This window comes from Sinorhizobium fredii NGR234 (genome assembly GCF_000018545.1).
Classification (GTDB): domain Bacteria; phylum Pseudomonadota; class Alphaproteobacteria; order Rhizobiales; family Rhizobiaceae; genus Sinorhizobium; species Sinorhizobium fredii_A.
Genome location: NC_000914.2, coordinates 246,884 through 266,779 on the forward strand (window position 1 = coordinate 246,884; position 19,896 = coordinate 266,779).

Genomic DNA, 19,896 nt, shown 5'->3' on the forward strand with positions numbered 1-19,896 from the left:
GGGCTGTGTCACTGTAGCTGGAGTGGCCGAGATAGGTGGCAGCAACGGCAGCAGCGCCAGGGCGTTGGCGCGTTGTTGATGCTCAGGCGGGTCACGGCAAACCGGTGCCGCAGATCGTGCGGCCGCAACCGCTTGCCGTCATCAAGGCCGGCGAACTTGCGGACTTCAGCAAAACCATTTTTTAGGCCGGTCGCACAGAGGCGGTGGCCACGGGAGCTCAGAAAGAAGGCCTGGTCCTTCGGCTGAAGAAAAGCCACGTTGCGCACACGCATCTAGTGGCGAAGGGCAGCCTGAGTCGCGTGAACTGGAACGAGACGGTCCTTGCGGAATATCTTCTTCCGAACGAGGACAGACCCATTTGTCAGATCGACGTCGGAACGATCAGGCTTGACCACTTCGCCCGATCGCGGTCCCGAGCTTGCCAACTATCCGATCAGCGTCGCCATCATCCGCCCTCTGCACATGATCGAGCACTTCGCCGACCGGACACAAGCGATCACGCTGGGTGCCGACAAGGCCTATGACACAAAGGACTTCGTTAAAGATCTGCGGTCGATGAAGGTGACGCCCCATGTGGCGCAGAACATCAATGGTCGCCGCTCTGCCATCGACGGGCGCACGACGCGCCATTCCGGCTATGGGGTCTGCTTGCCGCTCTGATGTCCGCTGTCAACGTTGCAGACACGTCGAGTCGCTCGTTCCGTAGAGGAACGCTCGAGGTGGATAGCTTGCGCATTGGTGGAGGCGGAACTGAAAGACGTCGGTGATCAAGCTCTGATACGCGGGTTGGCTACCGCATTCCCGATTTTGCGTCTGGGGCTGTTCCTGTCTTACTGCGGGCGTCGGACTTGCCGGCCACAAAGCGGTTAACGGACATTCCCCTGCCGTTGTCCCGCCTCCGCCAATGCGCGAGTCGGTGCGCGGCTGTTATGACGTGGTCTGTCGCGCCTCCCTTGCAATTGCCCACATGAAGCCGGCGAGTTCCCGTGCGACTGCGGTGCACACGACCGTCGACTTTTTCCCTCGGGCGCTCAGCATGCGGTAGCGGGCCGTCAGGCGGGTCTGCGCCTTCCAGGCGATCTCGCGAACCGACGATGATACCTCTTCGAGGCGATACAGCTTCCTCTTGCCGATCCGAGGCGGATACCGATACGTCCACGCGCATTCAACCAGCAAAGTCCGGACTCGGCTGTTGCCTGCCTTGGTAATGCCGATCCTCTTTGTTGTCTCCCCGGTCGATCGTTCGCCGGGAACAAGACCGAGATACCCCATCAGTTGGCGGGGGCTCTCAAAGCGGCCGGCATCTCCCACTTCTGTCGCAAACGTCACCGCGGCGATCAAGTCCACGCCGCGCAAGGCCCGCAGAGCGCATACGACCGCAGCGAGTGACCAGTGGGGCACGAATTCGGCGATGACCGTTTCGACCATCTCCTGCAGCGCGATCTGATGGGCAGGATGGTCGAAGTGCTGTTCTTGCAGCCATCGAAGGTAGCGCATCGTCCAGCTCCTCTTGCCGGGATAGATACGACCGTGCTTGAGCATGAACGCGTTGACCTGCTGGCGATGGGTGCGCAGCGTCTCGACGGCACTCGTGCGAGCCCGGACAAGGTCGCGCATGGCCTCATGATCTTCATCGGGAACCCACACCGCCGTGAGCTCGCCGGCCCGCAATAGCCGGGCGAGCGAAATGGCATCGCGGCGGTTCGTCTTTACCCGGTCGCCTGGTTTTCTCGGGATCAAAGATGGAGCCACAACGATGCATTCGTGGCCGAGTGAGCGGATCAGCCGGTAGAGCCCGTAGCCAGTGGGCCCCGCCTCGTAACAGAAATACACGTGTTCAAACTTCGCCGTGATCTGCTTGATCGCGCGACGTATCCCTGCATCAGACGCCTCGACCTCGCCCCAGTATCGTACCTCGCCGTTTCGACCGGATTCGGCGACCGCAATCGCGTTCTTTAATTTTGCAACATCGATTCCGACAAAAGCTTCTCTATAATCAGCCACGGCTCGTCCTCCTGTTATGAGGATCGGCCCGGCCTGTCCGAGCAACCCTCGGAAGAACAGTCTAGGGCGAGCCACCTCACTCCCGAAGAAGGACATACGGTCTTACGGAACATTGACCCATCAATACACCTCAACTCTTTTGCGCACTTCACCTACAGTCCGACTTCGAAGTCGCACCAATACTATTTGCCCTGGTAGTAGATAGAACGCTCGCCCTCAGATAGATTTTGAGGAAGTTCTCAGTCCGAGGATCGACGAAATGCGCGAAGTTCAGAGCTTGGGGATTGTTATTACCGACCCACAACAGATGATCTCGACGTGTAAGAGGCGCTTTTCAGCAGCTCTAGGTGTGGTTGGCGGCACGTCGGTTCTGCGACGCTTATTATCTCAATTGGCACACGCTGGGGTGCAGAGGACGATGGTGCTGGCCCGAGAAACTTTAGGCGAAATAGCCGGCGACCTCGGTGGCGAGCTGAATGGGATGGAGCTCTGCTTACGCGCTCTGCCCAGGCCGAATGCCGGACGTCTCGTGGACGCAGCAACGGCAAATGAGATCGCCCACGTTGATGGCGACGTGCTGGTGTTCACGGAGAATTTGGTCATAGACTTCGATGTGATCGAACGCCTGTTGCGGTCGCAAGACCGCAATATTGCCGTAGTCAGCAAAACACAGGGCGGACGATCCCTGCGCGTACTGGCGGACGATGCGCTGCGCCTTACAGCAGTGCTACCCGACCGCCCTTCAAGCCAGCATCACGCCTCTGCAGATTGGAATCTAATGGGTGTTTATAAGTTTGACCCTGCATTCGTTCGGGCCATTGCTAGAAACCGCCGGTATCGCGCGCATGACGATCTCGAGTTCTTTGAAACCGCTTTGGGTATTCATGCACACCCGATGCACCTCATGTGTGCTGAACCTCAACGTGTGAGAACGGTGAACGATGCAGTTGATCTAGCAGCGGCCAATTACGCGTTCAGGTCCAGTTCCGATTAACTACCTACGGCTGAACGCACGCATGGGCACTGACCAAAACCTGCCGAGGCGCTTCCTTGTGAACAGGGCGCCTTTTCAAGACTCCTCATGGCACGAGGCGGCAGGTTCCACGTGGTGCTGCAAACCGAATGAGCGTAGGAGGGACAGCAGGATGTCAGGTCTGGGCCGAGCCGCGGGCTCTCGCGGCCAACTATCTGGTGCATCAGCGGCAACATGGGAGGGCGATACCCAGGAGAAACTGTATGATGCCTGGAGAGCACGAGGGTTTTGTGGGAAGTTAAGCGACCACGGCGTTGTGACGCTCGGCGCGGCCGACCTGCTCCATACCGGCATTCGAGCTGCGAAACACCGGTGCGGTGTGCGGCGGACGCGGTGGTCGAAATAAGATTGGTTCCTCTGAGGTAGGCGCGGGATCCCCCTGCGCCGCTATGCCGGAGGGGCGGTATGCTCGAGTCATATTTTTCGTATGGTGGGGTGCTCAAGCGGCTAGTAGTGGTGCGCTCCGCGGCGAGATGGATCGCCTCGCGGAATATTTTTTCACGCTTGGTTACAAGCGAGCGTCGGCAAGATTTACCTGAGCCGAATTGCGCGCTTTAGCCGGTTTGCCGAGACGCACTGCGGTCGATGCCGATCCATGTCGTCAACGCTATTTGGGCGCGTTTAGTACGGATCCTCCGCGCATTGGGGCCGTGTCGGCGCTGGGGCACGCACGGCGGGTGGCTCCCCGTTGCAAGTGAAGAGGTTGACCCGGATGCTCCGCTTCTGGCCTCCTTTTTGGATTATCTGCATAGGGTACGGGGCTGGAGCCGAACACCCGCGAAGGCGTTCTTCTGCGCGGCCGACGCTTTCTGGATTGGTTCCGCCATCACCATCCCTACCAAAACCTCGAGGCGTTGACGGCTGAGCAGGTCCTTGATGCTGTCGAGCATCGGGTGTCGCTATCGTGACCTCCGGTACCCGTTCGGCAGCAACTTCTCACATCCGAAGGCCGATCAACGAGGTCGCCGATCTTCTCGTACATCGCAGCATCAACACAACAGCGTTGTACGTGAAGGTCGCGGCCTCGCAGCTTGCTCGGCTGCAGCGACGCCCACGCGCAGCTCAAATGTATCTGCGGGCGTCGTCCTGTATTTCCAGAAGCGTCGTTCATCGCTGCCATCTTTGCCGAGTTCGGCAACGGCGCCGTCCCAAGGAAGGAGACACGCATTGCTTCCGACAGCGCCGGACGCGGCATCGCGTCGGCGTGAACCCGACCGAAAAATGCGAGCTCCTCCTCCGACGGGCTGCGCCTTCAAGTCGCGGCAAGCAGTACTAACGCCCTGGTCCTTTCCGCCGACTGGATCGCGTCACCTTTTGGGGCCATCGCACTTACTTGCAGCAACCCTGCGGGCCAGCTGAAAAGTTGCTGATATCCTGCGTCTTCCACCCTATAAATGGTGAAATCTGACTTAGGCGCGGTCGTATAGTCGCTCCATATTGAGAGGCTGGCTCGTCAAGGTCCTCGGCCCAATTAGTAAGTCAATTGAGGACAAGCCGTGACCATCAATATCAAAGACATCAGCGAAAAGGGGCCGCAACACAGTCCTGGGCTCACAGCTACCAAGCTGAAACGGACGCTCGACATGAATGACGCAATTTTCGACGAATCGGCCGACTACGGATACACCAATAAGTTCTTCGCATGGAATACCAACCAGGTATACGCTTCTTAAGCCGTTCACCGTGCCTGAAGACGCCTAGTCGAACAACACTAAAACTTAGCACCGACCGCAGAAAGAAGGAGCCTCAGATGGCAGGCAAAGCTGACAATCCGGGACGCGAGCCCGGCAATCCCGATCATCCTGGTCATCCCGGTCATCCGCCTGGTCCGCCGAATCATCCGGGTCCAAGCGTTCCACCCAAAGTGCCTCCGAAGCACGTTGGTTGAACATGAAGCCATACACCGACTTTGAGCCACCTCCTGCTCTTGCTGTCACACCAGCAGGGCGCAGGAGGCTGGCGGAACTTCAAAAGCTTCATTCTGCTGCTGGAGAGAGCCTCCTCGTAGATGAAGAGGCGGCGGCTGCCGGAATCCTTCGAATCGAGTTTTCATGGCCATTGAACGACGGAAGAACGATTGGGCTGCGGGCAGTTTATCCAGATACCTTTCCACGCCTGCGCCCCCATGTTTTTCTGACCTGCGACCCATCCGAATATCCTGAGCGGCACTGTGGATCCGAAGGAGCTCTTTGTCTGCTGGGGCGCGATACCCGCTATTGGCAGGCCAACATGTCATTGGCGGAACTCCTCGACGAAAACCTCGCGCATGTCCTGGACGGCACGGGAGCGGAGGATCCACAAGGAGAGCCGATCGAGTATTGGTGGAACAGCCTCGGCCAAGCGAGCGGAAGCTTCGTCCTCGTTGACTCCAGATGGAAGCTCTCCGGCTATGACGAAGGGACTGTCGATGTCCTCGTGAACGCAAGCCGGACAGAAATCGGCCGGACCATCAGGGCTGCGATCTTAAGCGTCAGGGCCGGTGACGGTAGTCTTTTGGGGGAGCGTGTTGCGCCTCTTCCTGCCGCCGTTTCTTCGACTGCCATTCGCGCCTTCCCTTGGCGGCGGGACGACCAACTTTCCCTACCAACAGGTTCTGCTGAACAGACGGTCGGCAAAGTCGCGTACGGGAAAACATATGTGACATGCGACGGAGCAGATATCCGGCTCTCATTCACGATCAGCAGGACCGAACTTCAACACAACGAGCATGGAGATGCTTGGGTGTGCGGAATGGCGGTAAGAGAGCACATTTCACACTCAAGTCGTAGGGGACCACGACGTAAAGACACGGTCCCGTCCATCGTGCCTGTTTTTCGGGACGGCGAGATAGACATCGGCTATCGAGTTCCATCGGTCGCGAGTCTGAGAGGCAAACGCATTGCGGTTGTCGGGCTCGGGGCGCTGGGATCACCCGCTGCCGTCGAACTGGCTAGAAACGGCTGCACCTCGCTCCACCTGATGGACGACGACGTCGTCGAACCGGGCAACACGATCCGTTGGGAACTTGGAGCCAGTAGTTGGGGAACGAAGAAGCAGGACGCCTTGAAGCGGTTCATCGAACGGGAATTTCCATGGACGTCCGTTCTGGCCGTCCCGCACCGCATTGGATTACCAAACTGCGATCCGCACATTCCCGGAGAAACAGATCGGCTGAACGAGTTATTAGACAGCGTCGATCTCGTTGTGGACGCCAGTGCCGCGCCGGGCGTTACCTACCTTCTCGGCGACATCTGCCGGGAGCGTGGCCTTTCGCTCATCTCCGTTTTCGCCTCACCCAACCTGCATGGCGGGGCGGTCGTATTCCATCATCCGGAATCCGGTTGTCCGGTGTGCATGGCGCACGCCAACGAGACCCCGGAAGGAAAGTCGGGGCACATCCCCTATCCGAACGGCATGAATGACGAATCAACGCTCGTTCAGCCACCCGGTTGCTCCGAGCTCACCTTCACCGGAGCTTCATTCGACCTGAAGGAACTGTCCTTGGAGACCGTCCGGATGGCCGTCGATGTCCTGTCTAGCCCGGATGAGTGGACGGTATCCGAGGTCCGCACAGTCAATCTGCATAACGTAAAACGTCGTATGCCGCCGAGTTGGCGGATCGATCCACTGGAACGACACCCGGACTGCGGATGCCGAAGCTGATTTGGATACCGGAGTCCGTCGTCGAAGCGATGCTGAAAGACGCGAGCCGTTGGCACGACCTCGAAACAGGCGGGACCTTTATGGGATACTGGTCGGACGCGAATGTCGCGGTAATCACGAAGATGATTGACGGCGGATCGGAAGCGATCCGCACACGCAAAAGCTTTTCCCCGGACCGTGAATGGGAGCAATCCGAGATCGACCGTCATTATCGCGTGTCAGGCCGTGTAGACACCTACATTGGCGACTGGCACACGCATCCGAACGCTCAGAGCGGCGAACCAAGCTGGACCGACCGTCGCTGCCTCAGAACGATCATCCGCTCTCCAGAAGCGCGAGCGCCCAGACCAGTCATGATCCTCCTATGTGGCGGACCCGAGAACTGGCTGCCTCATGCCTGGATCGGACAATTAACACGTCGGGCGCTTCTCTTCGAAAGGGTGGAAACCACCGCGGCCACGATCTCCACCTACAAGACCTAGCTGAACTCTACCGTGTCGGCGAGTGTTATCAGCCGCCCATCGTGCAAGTAGGGTGGAGCGTCCTTGATGCCACGCAGCGTCGCGGTGTGAAGGTTTTGGTTGGACCACCTGGTAACATCACGAGATCGTTGGCCGTCGGGCTGATATTAGAGAAGCGCCCGAGCTTCGGGTCGTGCATGTTGTTGCACATGAAGGCGGTCTGCGGGGGCGTGGCGAACGGTGCAGCGGACTCTCATAAACACCCGTTCGCCCTCTCGCTGCTGCTCGCTCGCCCGGCTTGGCGTCCAGACGCGTCCAGCTTGGGCGCGGGCGGGAAGTCGATAATGTTCTGCATCTGCGCCATCATCGAGGCCCAGCCCATCCGCCGGCAAACTGATCGTCGCGCACGACCGACAGCAGCTTGCCACTCAATCTCGTGAATTCCTCGCGCAGCTTTCGCCCTGCCGCCACTCACTTATGCAAGCATTCAGCCCCCGGCGAATGGCGTGGTGCAGCAAGCTCGCTCCGGCGTCGTTGACGCCGGCTCAGGTGTGCTAAACGCTTGCGTTGGATTATCGGACGGGAGTGCCAACGTGTCTTCAGCTTCGCTTCGACAGCCTCGGGACCGGCGTCATGCGCAATCGAATTCTCTTGCACATTCGCCGGTCGTCGCCGCGAGGACAATTGAGCGTGCGGCCGGCGAATATCTCCCCTTCTCAACATGGACTGTGGGTCTCTACAAGCGACTTTTAATGAAGTCGCCTGGCAGTCCGCCGGCTTTACGGTCTTGACGGCCGGCAACGTCGAGAGCTCCAGCGCCGGACCGCCGCTTGGAGCCTTTTAAACCGGGGCATTCTGGTCCGTCGTTAAGACACGGAGCGCCACTGCAACACCCAGAAGAGACACTTGGTTGGAGTAGCTCTCGTTCATCTGACGAGAGGATTTGATGGAAATCCAGCGCCCCAACCGCCCTGAGGCGAACATGCGACCTTCAAGCAAAATAGAATGAGTGCGCTGTCAGTGGCCGCGCGTCCTCAACTCGTCAACGTTCACGACGCTGTCGAAAACATAGCCTGCGCCCCTTTCCGTGCGAATATATTGCGGGTTCGAGCCGGTGTGCTGACCTAGCTTGCGGCGAAGGCGCAGGATTTTAACATCGATGCTGCGGTCAAAGACCTCTTGATCATAGACGTGCGTCGCCACCAAAAGCTGCTCGCGCGAAAGGACCTGCCCGGATTGTTGAGAAAGGCCATCAGGAGGTTGAATTCGCCCGCAGTGAGCTTGACTTCACCATTGGTCCCTCGGCGCAAACGGCGACGCTTCGTGCTGACGCGCCAGTCATCGAAATGGAAGATCCTGTTCCGATGACGCTCTGGCCGATCGCGTAAAGCGGCGCTCACGCGGGTCAGGAGCTCCGGCAAGCCGAAGGGCTTGGAGATACAGTCGAGGGCGCCGGTGTGGAGTCGGCTGATGTTGTCACCCTCTTCAAGGTCGTCACCGCTGATGATGATGATTGGAAGGTCTATCTTTGCGCCAAAATCCCCGACGAGCCAATGACCATCTTCTCGGCGGAGGCTCATATCAATAATTGCTAGATCAATCACCTCGGAAGCCATCTTGCTACCGGCCTGCTGGCCGTTTTCCACCGCTCTGACGCTAAACGCATGCTTTGGCAAGAACTCCATCAGCAGTTACCTCATCGAAGCGTCCTGACTGATAACGAGAATGTTTTTCATAGTCACTCCTGCTGTAGCTTTGGCCTCCTGGGCCATCACTCCCAAAATGAGGACGGCCACCGAGTGGGGCAATCATCATCAGGTGCATAGCAGAATAGCGCAGACAAATAGGGCTATGCGGAGCGTTCTGCTGTTGCGCGGGAACTGAGCTCTCGAAGGCCGCTGGTCTTCGGCGGTCGCGTTCTGCTGATTTAACGTAGAGTATTGCTGGTGCGGTACACCAACATTGTGGGAGACCCTCTTCCTACGAGTCTCGTTTGCCTCCGCTCCTTTAGCCCCATCGTTGGCATCTGTGCACGCTTGATTGCTGTTTTTTGAAACATACTAATCCGGCTCAGCTTTATTTCACTTGAAACCTGGGAAAAGTTGACGGAGCCGTGCATTTTGCGAGCCTTACTATGCAAACTATCAGTACTATTATTAGTTGACATGCCAACTAACCTACATCTGAAAAGTCTACTAATGAAGCTATTGTTACCATCATCAAAACATCTTCTCTCAATACGAGATACTGATGTGTATATGCTTACGCACATGGCTGCCGTGGTCGCGCAGAATGAGCTACCCTGGCCAGCAACTTCTGAACAACTGGAGAGCCGCGTTCGCATGGATAGGCCGGCGTGTGCGACGACGGGAGGTCGAAATGAGTAGACTGATCGTCGTGTCTAACAGGGTTACCCTGCCCGGCTCGTCGTCGGCCGGGGGGATGGCGGTTGCATTGAACGCCGCACTCCGGCGAAAGGGCGGTGTCTGGATGGGATGGTCGGGCAAGGTCGCAGCCGAGGAAGAACCGTCAGCGTTGATCAGAAAGGACGTCGGCGGCATCACTTACGCGCTTACCGATCTCTCGCAGACGGATCTGGAAGAATTCTACTATGGCTTCGCCAACCAGGTTCTTTGGCCGATCTTCCACAACCGTGCCGACCTCGCTGAATATTCCGAGACGCGGGAGTCCGCATATTACCGCGTCAACGAACTTTTCGCAGATCTGTTGGAGCAGGCCCTCCGGGAGGACGACGTCATATGGGTGCAAGACGGGACTGTCAGGAATTCTGTGCGGGGGGCCGGTTTGATCAGTTGAAGAACCGTTCGCCGAAGATAACGGCAAACTGTGTCTTTGCCTCAACCCATTCCCGCGGCGCGCGCTTCCATTGCTCGGCGGCGTTATTGAGAACCAGATATAACAGCTTCATCGCGGCTTCGTCACCAGGGAAATGGCCGCGCGAGCGCACAGCTCGGCGAAGCTTCGAGTTCAAGGCCTCTATGGCGTTCGTGGTATAAATGATGCGGCGGACGCCTTCCGGGAAAGCGAAGAAGGGAACGACGTGTTCCCAATTGCGCCGCCAGCTCTGAGAGATGGCAGGGTATTTCTGACCCCAATAACCCTCCTCGAAGGCCTCCAGCGCCTTCAGGCCGGCCTCCGCATCCCGAGCACGGTAAATGGCTCTCAACGCCGGCACGACGGGCTTTCTATCCTTGTAGGACACGAATTCCAGGGAATGCCGGATCAGATGGACAATGCAGGTCTGCACGATCGTTTGGGGAAAGACGGCGGTGATGGCATCGGGGAAACCCTTCAGGCCGTCGACCACGGCGATCAGGATGTCCTGGCAGCCGCGGCTCTTCAGTTCGTTCATCACCCGAAGCCAGAACTTTGCCCCTTCCGTCTGCTCGATCCAGAGCCCGAGGATTTCCTTGGTACCGTCCGCCAGAACGGCGAGCGCAACATAGACCGCCTTGTTGCGAACGAAACCTTCGTCCCGGATCTTGACCCGGATGGCATCGAAGAACACGAGTGGATAGCAAAGCTCGAGCGGCCTATTCTGCCATTCCCCAACGGCTTCCAGAACCTGGTCTGTCACCGCCGAAATCAGGTCCGGCGACACGTCGATGCCGTAGATGTCTTCGAGATGGCCCTGGATCTCGCGCACCGTCATGCCGCGGGCATACATGGAAATGATCTTGTCGTCGAAATCGGGAAAGCGGCGCTGATATCTCGCGATCAGTTTCGGGTCGAACGTGCCGGCCCGATCGCGCGGGATGGTGAGCGTCATTTTCGACGTCCCAGTCAAAACCGTCTTCTTCGAAGAGCCATTGCGGCGGTTGGCGGCTGTTCCCTCGCTACGCTCGACGTCAAGATGCTCGTCGAGCTCCGCATTTAAGATGCGCTCCGAGAGCGCTTTCTTCAGATCGTCCAGCAACCCGTCCTTGCCGAAAACCTCGGATGGATCACGACCGGCGAGAAGCTGGTCCAGAAGTTCTTTTTCGATAGCCATGTGATGATTCGCTCCTTTTCATCATCATGGCCCCCCGCACAGAATTCCTGACAGTCCCGTGCAAGACTATCACCTGATCCCGCTTGCTGAGAAATTGCAACAGCGTGGCCACAAAAACCGGATCGGCTTTTTCCTGCACACTCCGTGGCCGCCGGCCGACATCCTCTTCACCCTGCCGAGCTATGATAACCTGCTGCGCGGGCTTTCGTGTTATGACCTCGTCGGCTTTCATACCGAAAACGATCGCTACAACTTCGCCAAATGCCTGCTCCGGCAGAAAGTGGGGGATCTCAACGGAGATGACTGCCGAGCCTATGGAAAAGAATTTCGCTGCGGCGTATTTCCAATCAGCATCGATACGGCCGAGTTCGCATGTCTCGCAGACCGCGACGACGATCTGCAGGATCGCTTTTGCAGGCTTGCTGGATTTGACGTCGCCATCGGCGTCGATCGTCTTGATTATTCCAAGGGCATCGAGAACCGCATCGACGCCTTCAATCGATTCCTACAGCGCAACAAACATCGCAGGCGCAAGACAGTGCTGCTGCAGATCACCCCGAAATCCCGCGACAAAATACCGGCATATCAGACGGTGCAAAAGGACGTCGCCGAGCTGGTGGGGCGCGTCGATGGGGAACTCGGAACCATTGGGTGGGTGCCGGTGCACTACATCAATCAGTCGCTCAGCCAAGCGGAACTGGCGCGCGTCTACCGCAGGGCACGCGTCGGTCTTGTGACGCCACTTCGCGACGGCATGAACCTGGTGGCGAAGGAATATGTCGCTGCGCAGGATCCCCGGGACCCGGGCGTTCTCGTGCTCTCGCGCTTTGCCGGTGCCTCCAGTGAGTTGGAAGGAGCGATCCTCGTCAATCCCTATGACCCGGAGGACATGGCAAGCGCCATAGAAACGGCCGTGGACATGCCGCGAGATGAGCGGATTAGACGATGGACCGCGATGATGGAGAGGCTTCGTGAGCACGATGTCTATCGCTGGTGCCACGACTTCCTCGCAAGCCTGGATCCACCCCGAGGTTTGGCGGCGCCGTTGGACGCGGCCGCGCCAGTTGCAGGCTGACCGCGACTGGGTAAAATAAATCAGCCAGCAATCTGTCTTGCGGAAGTATGGTGAATGTGTCGCGGTCACAGCACGAAGGCGAAGACAGACCAGTTTCCCGGCTGACGAAGTAAGGCGATGGCGCAGACCGCGGGGAGAACTCACGGGTTGCGCCAGATAATCAAGCTCGTTGAGGCGATCCTCTCCGCATTCTCAAATGCGCCGGCTCAGTCGCCGGCCCGAAGAGATCGCCTCCAACAGCGTCGAGCGGTAACCGGCCAAACGTCAGAAATGCGCTCGTCGCCGGCACTGAAGGGTCGAGCGTTTGACCAGTTATCACCTCTCTAATCGACGCCGTGTTTTGACGATGTCGATCCGGCTGGAGAAACCCCTGATGTGCTCAGCATGCTCGGGCTACTCCGCACCGCCAGTTCTCCGAGACGTTAGCCTGAGCACACTGCGTACGAAGACAGAAGGAGAGGCTCGTGGATGAGCCCGCTTGTAATGGCACCTCGAACGAATGGCAGCGGCCGCAACTGATCGTCGCCGGCCCTCGCGCCGCACGGCGACGGCAAATGTTGGCATCGCTTGACCTGAACACGCTGTTGGCTCTCGAGGCGCTGCTCGAGCACCGCAACGTGACGCAGGCAGCCCGGCACCTGGGCCTGAGCCAACCGTCGGTAAGCCGGGCCTTGATCAGGCTGCGTGGCGTTTTCAATGATGATCTGTTGGTTCGCGGCTCAAGCGGCATGGTTCCGACGCCTCACGCCCAACGCCTGGGCCAGATGCTACCGCCGGTGTTGGATTCGATCCGCGGGATGGTGGACCCCGGCCTTGATCAGGGAGAATGGCGATTAACGGCAAGAATGGCAATGCCTGATCATCAAGCGATCGTGCTGCTACCGCCTTTCCTGCCGCTGATGCGCGAGCGCGCGCCTAACCTGGACATAGTGACCGATTCGCTCCTAGCGCTCCGACGCCTTGAGCAAGGCGAAATTGATTTAGCCGTTGGCCAGATCGGTGAGGCTCCACCGGGCTACTTTCGGCGCAGGCTCTACAACGACCGCTTTGCTTGCCTGCTACGCAACGGCCACCCAGCCCTGGAGCAGGAATCGATAATCGACACCTTCTCAGCCCTGCGCCACGCCGCCATTGCCTCGGATACCAAAGACGGTTTCGGCCGGGTGCATGATGATCTGGTCAAGTTGGATCTCCAGGATCCCGATCCGGTGCTGGTTTCCAATGTCCTGACGGCCGGATTGGCGATCGTGTCGACCGATCTGGTGCTGGTCGTACCACGCCGCGTCGCGACCAGGAACGCCGCCTTGCTGCCGCTAGTGATTGTCGACCCGCCTGTGGAACTGCCGCCCTACGAGGTCGCGCTGATCTGGCACGAGCGTTGCCATCGCGACCCGGACCATCGGTGGTTGCGCCAGGAGATCGCCGCCGCGGCAACGGCAACAGAGCAAGGGCAGTCGACCGATGCTGCGTCCAGGCAATGAGTCCGAAATCTGGCCGCCTTCGGTCCATATCGGCGACGGTTGGTTACCCTCTCCTCATGCGCCGGCCGGCGAAGACGCCGCTGCGCCAATACAACGAGCTCGATGCGAGCCTATCGCGAGCCGGAATTTGAATCGAGGGTTTTCGGCAAACTGCCAAACGAGCGCGTATTCACACGTTCGGCCATCTACACAATCCAAGTCTCCCCTCGTCAACTGCCGTGCGCCGCACCAAGCCAATTGGTAGGCCATATCCTCAGGGTGGGCCAAAGGTGCATGCATCCATTCTGGGAGCGTACCTTGGGTCCGACCTGGTCACATGTACGTCGTTGGCCCAAATCGCGAGCTCTCTGCCGAAGGTCGATATCGTTGATTACCGTTTGTTGCGGCCAGGACGCTCGGCGGAACTCGTCATCGTGGATTGTCGCGCCCCGCAAAACAATCACGATCGTACGGAGCTCTCATCCGAACTCGTGCAACTAGCCTTGGTTGCGGAAGGCAGCCTGTATCGAAGGGCAGTTTACTCCAACGGGTACTTTGACTAACTGCTGTGACCGCCTATCGAGCAGGAAGTTCTGAGCAGACTTACCGCCTGCGCCGCCGAGATCGCTCGGCGTTCTGCTCCGCCATTCTTCTCAGCTGATCCCATGGTGCAGGACTCATGCGACCTGCTTGCACAGCAGGTCGACCAGAAGATCACCCTCAGCAAATTGGCTCGCATCATCGGCACCAATAAGCGCTTTGCTGCATCCTTTAACTGCGCCCCATGACTTGGTTACGGCACTACCGGATGACCATGGCTGCCGCGCGCCTGCGAAGCGGCCACGAAAGCGTCGCCGCCGTCGCAGAGTCACTAGGGTACGACAACAGCAACAACTTCTCGACAGCTTTCAGGGCGTTTCATGGCCTCTCGCCGCTACGCTATCGCAAAAATGGTCGCGGGCAGAGAAAAGCCTGCCTGACGCAAAGGTGGAGACCGGAATGACCTGGTATACATCAACAGACGCCCAAAATGTTCTCGCACTCAGGCTTTGCGCGTTCAGGGCACCTCACGGATCTTACAGTAACGCTCAGATCTCCCCACGAGGAAAAGCATGTCGAACGCAATTGCAGTGGATACTCACGAGCATAAACAGGGCTATTCAGACAAGAACTACGAGGCGGCGAGAGCGCTTTTCTGCCGCAAGCCCCTGGTTTTGGCCCAGAGAAATGCTGCGCCCCCCAGTGACGACACGATCGCGAACGATCAAGGGGCAGTACAGTTTCACCTCATCGGCCAGAAAACGAACGATCCGATCTATAACGGCATTATGAATGAGAACCAGGACAACCTGCTGGCGATAGGAGGACTCATTCACGACTACGCGCACACCCATTATTCCATCATCGATTCACAAAAACTGGACATCAACACCTGGACAGACGTTGTTGCCAACATCCCCGACGTTTCGATCGGCAGACACAAGCAGAAGAGTTTTGCAACAGGTTTGCCGGCACCTCTGTCGCAGCCACCTTTCTCTCCTTGCTTGCCAACGCAATCATCACAGATGGCGCATCGCTGCTGATGGATTTCCAGATCTTCCTCACCGAGATGGGCAACCTCACCTTCAGCGGCAATGGCAAGCCGCCGCAATACAAGGCACTGACATGCACCTACCAAAGTTACCTTCTCGAAAATGGGGCAGGCGGATATTACGAATACGGAGCAATCGTTCTGCGGCAGATCGAGTTCAAAGAGCACTTCCTTGAGCTGAAATCCTCTTGCCCCTCGACGCAATACGTCAACGTCAACATCGACTATACCGAGGTCAGATGGGGATTTGCCCAGTGCCCTTGCGTCAGTTTGCGCTGATGCGGCTGGCGACCGCGCAACGGGCGTCAACCTGGCGAAGCCAATCAGAATCTACCTTAGCCAATACCGGGAACCGATTGCATTCAATTGTCTAACCCTGGTTCAATGCGACCGCGCAGCAATCCACCTAATATTAGCTTGCCTTACGGTGGTCGAAGCTGGTAGCCCTGAGCTGCGCCATCCTCGACGCTGCTCTCGGCGTCGCTGAACCTGTTTCACGAGCATACGCAGGCAACAATCGCGCAGGTTTTTGGCCACTTCGGCCCACCGAGCGAATCACCATACTACCTGCGCCTAATGCCCTGATCAGTATGCCCTCCGGCGACGTTGTCGGGCGCGAAAGGCACTGGTTGGAAACCAAAGTGCCTGCGGACGGTAGAACGATAGCCGGATATCGAACGGCCGCCCGCTTTCATTTTTTCGAACGGCAGGGACTGTCTTGAGGCGCACCGCGCGTGGAGAACGCCTCAGGGCGAAAGCCATCGACAACACGCGCTTCTTACCGTCGGCCTGTGAAGCCGTTCAAGAGTCTTTAAAACCACAATTCAAGGAGATAGCGATTTTTGGCTAAAATTCACAAACGCCTTGCAAATGGCACAGGACTTATCTACCTTATGGTATGGCTTTGCCACGGGGTTATTGCTTTTACGCTAACCGCCATAAGGGACCTTCGGGTCCCTTATGTGTTTCTGGGGTTTCCTTCAGGAGCCACGTATTCCTTGTACGGATCGTCGTAGCACGAATACTTAATCGAGATCGTCGGATCATCGGTGCGAGAGTCTAGAAGTTGGCCTGACTCTGCGAAGCGGTCATATGCTCTATTCCTAAGACCCGTTGGGCGATGCCCCAATGGATGGACCACCAAGTCTGCCAATTGCAGCATCGGGTTTCCCTTGCCGTCTGGCCAGATCGACATCAATGTGTCAGCCAAATCGGCAGATGACATGGGACTGTGTTGAGCGGAGTTTTCAACGCTGAACTCTGTCCCGGTTGTCCGCAATCTCTGGAAGTAACCTTCAATCAATCGATCCTCGGTTTCTCCTGTTCGTTCATAGACCACCGAAAGCTTACGCTTGAGAGAACGGGCATATTTGGCAGCCCTTTCGACGGATATATCGAATGCGGTCCGGCTCATCTCCCAACGGACACCCTCAGGGCGCTTGTCATGGTAGCGGTCTCTGTAGCCTGGCCGACAGATGACACAAGCATGGGCGGTAATCCGGTCGTCGATCAGGATTTCTTCCAGCTCTTGAAAGAACCGCGCTTTCTTGTTCTCGTCTTTCTTCAGGAAACCAAAGCTCCCTCGCGCCCCTCTGATCTTGTTTCCGTGCAGCACGGGCACATCCCATCTTGCGCAAAGGTCATTGGTCGCGCTGGAGATTTCGTGAACGGCCTCCGATGGAACGATGATTCCACCCAAGCCGAAGCTGAATACATGCGACCACATGGGCAAAGTTTCGGTCGCCTTGCAAGCCGTACGTGTTCCGAAATCATCCATGAAGAAAATCAAATGGTTCTGGTCTGTGGACAAAAGCTGTAACCCGCTAAATCTGGAAAAGAACAATATAATCCAACGGCCGATGGCACAGGCGTCTGGCGGCTTAATTAGGAGGCAACCGGGGAAGTTGCAATCGAATATTTGACGAAGACAGCCTATGCCATCTCGGGGTTACCTCTTGCCTCGCGTTTCACGCCGCCTCGGCGTCTTTTCTATCAGATGGTGCCGATTCCGATGAAGCCGCCCCTTTGTTCCGAGATGATTGCGCCCCCGGATTCCGGGATGATCTCGCCCCCTTGAGGCTGGGGTCCTGCTGGCTGTCATTGTTGTCAGTTGATCGTGGTCGCGAGTCAAGATTTCCGGCGCTGGTTTCGCCGTAAGCTTTCGCCGGATAGGTCGATGCGGTGGGCATTGTGAACGAGGCGGTCGAGGATGGCATCGGCATAGGTTGGATTGCCGATGATCTCGTGCCAGGCTGATACCGGAAGCTGGCTGGTAATGATCGTCGAGCGGCGTCCGTAACGATCTTCGAGGATCTCCAGAAGATCGTGGCGCGCCTGCTCGTTGAGCGGCTCCAGGCCCCAGTCATCGAGGATCAGGAGCTGCACGTGCCCGAGGGTTCGCTGCAGCCTTGCATAACGGCCATCGCCGCGAGCCAGAGCAAGGTTGGCAAACAGCCGCGGAACGCGCTGGTAGAGAACCGAGCGATCATCACGACACGCTTTGTGCCCGAGTGCGCAGGCCAACCAACTTTTGCCGACGCCGGACGGCCCGCAAATGGCAAGATTGTCGTGGGCATCGATCCAGTCGCCGCCGATCAGCTTCATGAACAGGGCGCGATCGAGACCGCGTTCACTTCTATAATCGACATCCTCCGGCACGGCCTGGTGGCGCAGCTTGGCGAACCTGAGACGTGCGGCAAGCTTGCGATCGTAGCGCCAGCTCCATTCTCGCTCGAGCAGCAGCCCGAGCCATTCGGCATGGGAGAGTTGCTCGCTTTCGCCGTTGCTGATCAGTTCACTGAACGCCTTGGCCATGCCGGTCAGGCCCATGGTGTTCAATTTATCAAGAGTGGGATGTGCAAGCATATGGCTTCTCCTCAGTGGTAATAGCGTGGACCGCGGATGTTGGAGTGGTGGATGGGTTCAGGCGAGGCTGTGCCGGCTGACGCTGGCGACCGATCGAGATTGTTGTCGAGAATGGAGCGCACCGATCCATAGGTTCGCGCGCCGATTTCCAATGCCCGGCCGCAGGCCGCATTGACCCTCTCGCGCTCGAAGGCTTTGACGAGGCGGATAATGCCCAGGCAGGCCCGGAAGCCCTGTTCCGGATGCGGCCGATCAGCGAGAATACGCTCGCAGAGCAAGGCAACATCCGATCCGATTGCCGATGCCTCGCGGCTAATGCGCTCTATCGTCCAGTCGGCAAAGCGGCGATGCGATGATGGCATGTGTTCGGGTGTTGTCGTGTGCTTCCCATTGCCACTCGAGCGGCGGTGGGCAGCGATGCGCTCACCTTTGTGGAAGATCTCGATGGTATTGGCGGTGATGCGCGCCTCGACCTGCTCGCGGGCAAATCGGTAGGGCACGGAGTAGTAATGTTTGTCGATATCGACATGATAATCGAGGCCGGCCCGGCGTATGCGCCATTCGGCAAAGACGTAGCGTTCGGAGGGCAGCGGCCGGAGAGCAGGATGGTCGATCTCTTCAAACAACTGGCGTCGCGTGCGCCCGACACGGCGCAGAACACGGGTGTCGTTGAGATCGACGAGCAATTCGCCAATCGCCGCATTGACGTCGGCAAGGCTGTAAAAGACGCGGTGGCGCAATCGGCCAAGTAGCCAGCGCTCGACAATGCGAACCGCGGCTTCGACTTTTGCCTTCTTTCAAGTCCAGGACTGCAGTTCGTACTGACACTCAAGTGCGTATAGAGTTCGAGGTCACGCACCCGTTCCATCCGTGGCGCGGCCAGCGCTTCGTGTTGTCGACACGCAAGCAGAACTGGGGCGAGGATCGCGTCATGTTCTACGACGCGGATGGGCGGCTTCGCTCGCTGCTTGCGTCATGGACGGACGTCGCTGCACCCGATGTTTTCATTCAGATCGCGGCCGGTAGGTCGTTCGTGCGTCCAGATGATCTGGCAACCCTAGCCGCATTGATCGAGCAAATCGAGCGCAGCCATGGCGGCTGAATGCGTGTCAGGCAATTTATGCCGATTATGTAAATCTAATTATGCCGAATCATACGGGCGCTCACAGCGATAATTGCCTCTACATTGTAGTTATATGCAGCATAAACAGCCATATCGCCCGGCGTCGTTAGGTTGACACGTTCTCTATCGAGGCGTAATTTGATTTACACCACTAGGAAGAGGTTATGCCATGCCCAACGAGACCAAACGTGAGCGACTGCGCGAGCTCGGAGCACTCAATGCGCGGCCCGAAGCCGTCCGTGCACCCTGGTTTCGTGAGTCCACCTTCTTCGATCCTCTCGATCTCGTGCAGGTGAAGTACGAGATGCTGCGTCACGTCCAGGAGGATGGCGTCAACAAGGCCGATGCCGCCGCGCTTTTCGGTCTGTCGCGGCCAACCTACTATCAGGCCGAGGCCGCGTTCGAACGCGACGGCATTGCCGGCCTGCTGCCGCGCACCCGAGGGCCAAAGTCGGCCCACAAACTCACCGACGAGGTCATGCAGCTCATCGAGCAGAACCAGCATGCGGGCGCCCCGCTGCAGGCGCGCTCCCTGGCAGAACTGCTGCATTCGACGCTCGGCATCAGTGTCCATCCCCGCAGCATCGAACGCGCGATCGCCCGTAAAAAAAAACGGTGAGCCCCATGCAC

The 19,896-nt window shown here is 58.0% G+C and carries 18 protein-coding genes and 3 pseudogenes; 12 read left to right on the forward strand and 9 right to left on the reverse strand.

From position 1 onward, the window contains the following. Nucleotides 1-8: 8 nt before the first annotated feature. A complete protein-coding gene (locus NGR_RS33400; RefSeq protein WP_240545276.1) occupies nt 9-272 on the reverse strand; it encodes a tyrosine-type recombinase/integrase in 264 nt (87 codons plus the stop codon). A 184-nt stretch (nt 273-456) separates the two neighbouring features. Here NGR_RS33400 and NGR_RS30795 point away from each other — a divergent pair. Then, nucleotides 457-645, forward strand: a pseudogene (locus NGR_RS30795) (IS5/IS1182 family transposase); the annotation flags it as partial. A 282-nt stretch (nt 646-927) separates the two neighbouring features. On the opposite strand, the gene NGR_RS30800 reads toward NGR_RS30795, so the two are convergent. Then, nucleotides 928-2,004 (reverse strand): IS110 family transposase, encoded by a 1,077-nt coding sequence (locus NGR_RS30800; protein WP_164924740.1) that lies wholly within the window; start codon nt 2,002-2,004, stop codon nt 928-930. 259 nt (nt 2,005-2,263) lie between these two features. Here NGR_RS30800 and NGR_RS30805 point away from each other — a divergent pair, with 259 nt between their 5' ends. The 4 genes from NGR_RS30805 to NGR_RS30825 all read left to right on the forward strand — a co-directional run bounded on the left by NGR_RS30805 (nt 2,264) and on the right by NGR_RS30825 (nt 7,161). Continuing rightward, nucleotides 2,264-2,998, forward strand: a complete 735-nt coding sequence (locus tag NGR_RS30805; RefSeq protein ID WP_010875228.1) for a hypothetical protein — start codon at nt 2,264-2,266, stop codon at nt 2,996-2,998. A 1,535-nt stretch (nt 2,999-4,533) separates the two neighbouring features. Next, the gene (locus NGR_RS30815) at nt 4,534-4,710 is read left to right on the forward strand and encodes a hypothetical protein (protein WP_164924741.1); all 177 of its coding nucleotides are present in this window, start codon (nt 4,534-4,536) and stop codon (nt 4,708-4,710) included. Between the two features lie 217 nt (nt 4,711-4,927). Then, nucleotides 4,928-6,679: a ThiF family adenylyltransferase gene (locus NGR_RS30820; RefSeq protein WP_010875229.1), complete on the forward strand. Its 1,752-nt coding sequence runs from the start codon at nt 4,928-4,930 to the stop codon at nt 6,677-6,679. Continuing rightward, nucleotides 6,667-7,161 (forward strand): Mov34/MPN/PAD-1 family protein, encoded by a 495-nt coding sequence (locus tag NGR_RS30825; protein WP_010875230.1) that lies wholly within the window; start codon nt 6,667-6,669, stop codon nt 7,159-7,161. Before NGR_RS30820 ends, NGR_RS30825 begins: the two co-directional genes overlap by 13 nt. 2 nt (nt 7,162-7,163) lie before the next feature. Here the strand turns inward: NGR_RS30825 and NGR_RS33405 are convergent. The 3 genes and pseudogenes from NGR_RS33405 to NGR_RS30830 form a co-directional block, all read right to left on the reverse strand. Then, nucleotides 7,164-7,525, reverse strand: a pseudogene (locus NGR_RS33405) (cytochrome B6); the annotation flags it as partial. A 632-nt stretch (nt 7,526-8,157) separates the two neighbouring features. Then, complete coding sequence (locus tag NGR_RS33715) at nt 8,158-8,343, reverse strand: winged helix-turn-helix domain-containing protein (RefSeq protein WP_348774944.1); 186 nt, start codon at nt 8,341-8,343, stop codon at nt 8,158-8,160. Then, nucleotides 8,265-8,825 carry a response regulator gene (locus NGR_RS30830; protein ID WP_348774945.1) on the reverse strand — a complete coding sequence of 187 codons (561 nt, stop codon included), beginning with the start codon at nt 8,823-8,825 and terminating at the stop codon, nt 8,265-8,267. The genes NGR_RS33715 and NGR_RS30830 overlap by 79 nt, the downstream gene beginning before the upstream one ends. Nucleotides 8,826-9,519: 694 nt before the next feature. Here NGR_RS30830 and NGR_RS30835 point away from each other — a divergent pair. Then, a complete protein-coding gene (locus NGR_RS30835) occupies nt 9,520-9,957 on the forward strand; it encodes a trehalose-6-phosphate synthase (protein ID WP_164924742.1) in 438 nt (145 codons plus the stop codon). On the opposite strand, the gene NGR_RS30840 is transcribed toward NGR_RS30835, so the two are convergent. Beyond that, nucleotides 9,950-11,152, reverse strand: coding sequence for an IS256-like element ISNGR8 family transposase (locus tag NGR_RS30840; protein ID WP_010875231.1), 1,203 nt, complete (start codon nt 11,150-11,152; stop codon nt 9,950-9,952). The genes NGR_RS30835 and NGR_RS30840 overlap by 8 nt on opposite strands. Nucleotides 11,153-11,210: 58 nt before the next feature. Between NGR_RS30840 and NGR_RS30845 the strand changes: the two genes are divergently transcribed. From NGR_RS30845 to NGR_RS33415, 4 genes are all read left to right on the forward strand, one after another. Then, nucleotides 11,211-12,227, forward strand: a complete 1,017-nt coding sequence (locus NGR_RS30845) for an alpha,alpha-trehalose-phosphate synthase (UDP-forming) (RefSeq protein WP_240545277.1) — start codon at nt 11,211-11,213, stop codon at nt 12,225-12,227. A 464-nt stretch (nt 12,228-12,691) separates the two neighbouring features. After that, nucleotides 12,692-13,708, forward strand: coding sequence for a LysR family transcriptional regulator (locus NGR_RS30850; RefSeq protein WP_010875232.1), 1,017 nt, complete (start codon nt 12,692-12,694; stop codon nt 13,706-13,708). A gap of 793 nt (nt 13,709-14,501) precedes the next feature. After that, the gene (locus tag NGR_RS33410) at nt 14,502-14,690 is read left to right on the forward strand and encodes a helix-turn-helix domain-containing protein (RefSeq protein WP_240545283.1); all 189 of its coding nucleotides are present in this window, start codon (nt 14,502-14,504) and stop codon (nt 14,688-14,690) included. A 429-nt stretch (nt 14,691-15,119) separates the two neighbouring features. Further along, nucleotides 15,120-15,557 (forward strand): hypothetical protein, encoded by a 438-nt coding sequence (locus tag NGR_RS33415; RefSeq protein ID WP_240545284.1) that lies wholly within the window; start codon nt 15,120-15,122, stop codon nt 15,555-15,557. A 679-nt stretch (nt 15,558-16,236) separates the two neighbouring features. Here NGR_RS33415 and NGR_RS30865 read toward each other — a convergent pair. The 3 genes and pseudogenes from NGR_RS30865 to NGR_RS30875 form a co-directional block, all read right to left on the reverse strand. Continuing rightward, nucleotides 16,237-17,055 (reverse strand): DUF3800 domain-containing protein, encoded by an 819-nt coding sequence (locus NGR_RS30865; RefSeq protein ID WP_010875233.1) that lies wholly within the window; start codon nt 17,053-17,055, stop codon nt 16,237-16,239. A gap of 350 nt (nt 17,056-17,405) precedes the next feature. Continuing rightward, entirely contained in the window at nt 17,406-18,143 is a 738-nt protein-coding gene (gene istB / locus NGR_RS30870; RefSeq protein WP_010875234.1) for an IS21-like element ISRel16 family helper ATPase IstB, read from the reverse strand. 11 nt (nt 18,144-18,154) lie between these two features. Beyond that, nucleotides 18,155-18,937 (reverse strand): annotated as a pseudogene (locus NGR_RS30875) (Mu transposase domain-containing protein); the annotation flags it as partial. A 38-nt stretch (nt 18,938-18,975) separates the two neighbouring features. Here NGR_RS30875 and NGR_RS30880 point away from each other — a divergent pair. Continuing rightward, nucleotides 18,976-19,245, forward strand: coding sequence for a DUF5372 family protein (locus tag NGR_RS30880; RefSeq protein WP_010875067.1), 270 nt, complete (start codon nt 18,976-18,978; stop codon nt 19,243-19,245). Between the two features lie 190 nt (nt 19,246-19,435). Further along, entirely contained in the window at nt 19,436-19,885 is a 450-nt protein-coding gene (locus NGR_RS33420; RefSeq protein ID WP_010875068.1) for a helix-turn-helix domain-containing protein, read from the forward strand. Nucleotides 19,886-19,896: the final 11 nt, after the last annotated feature.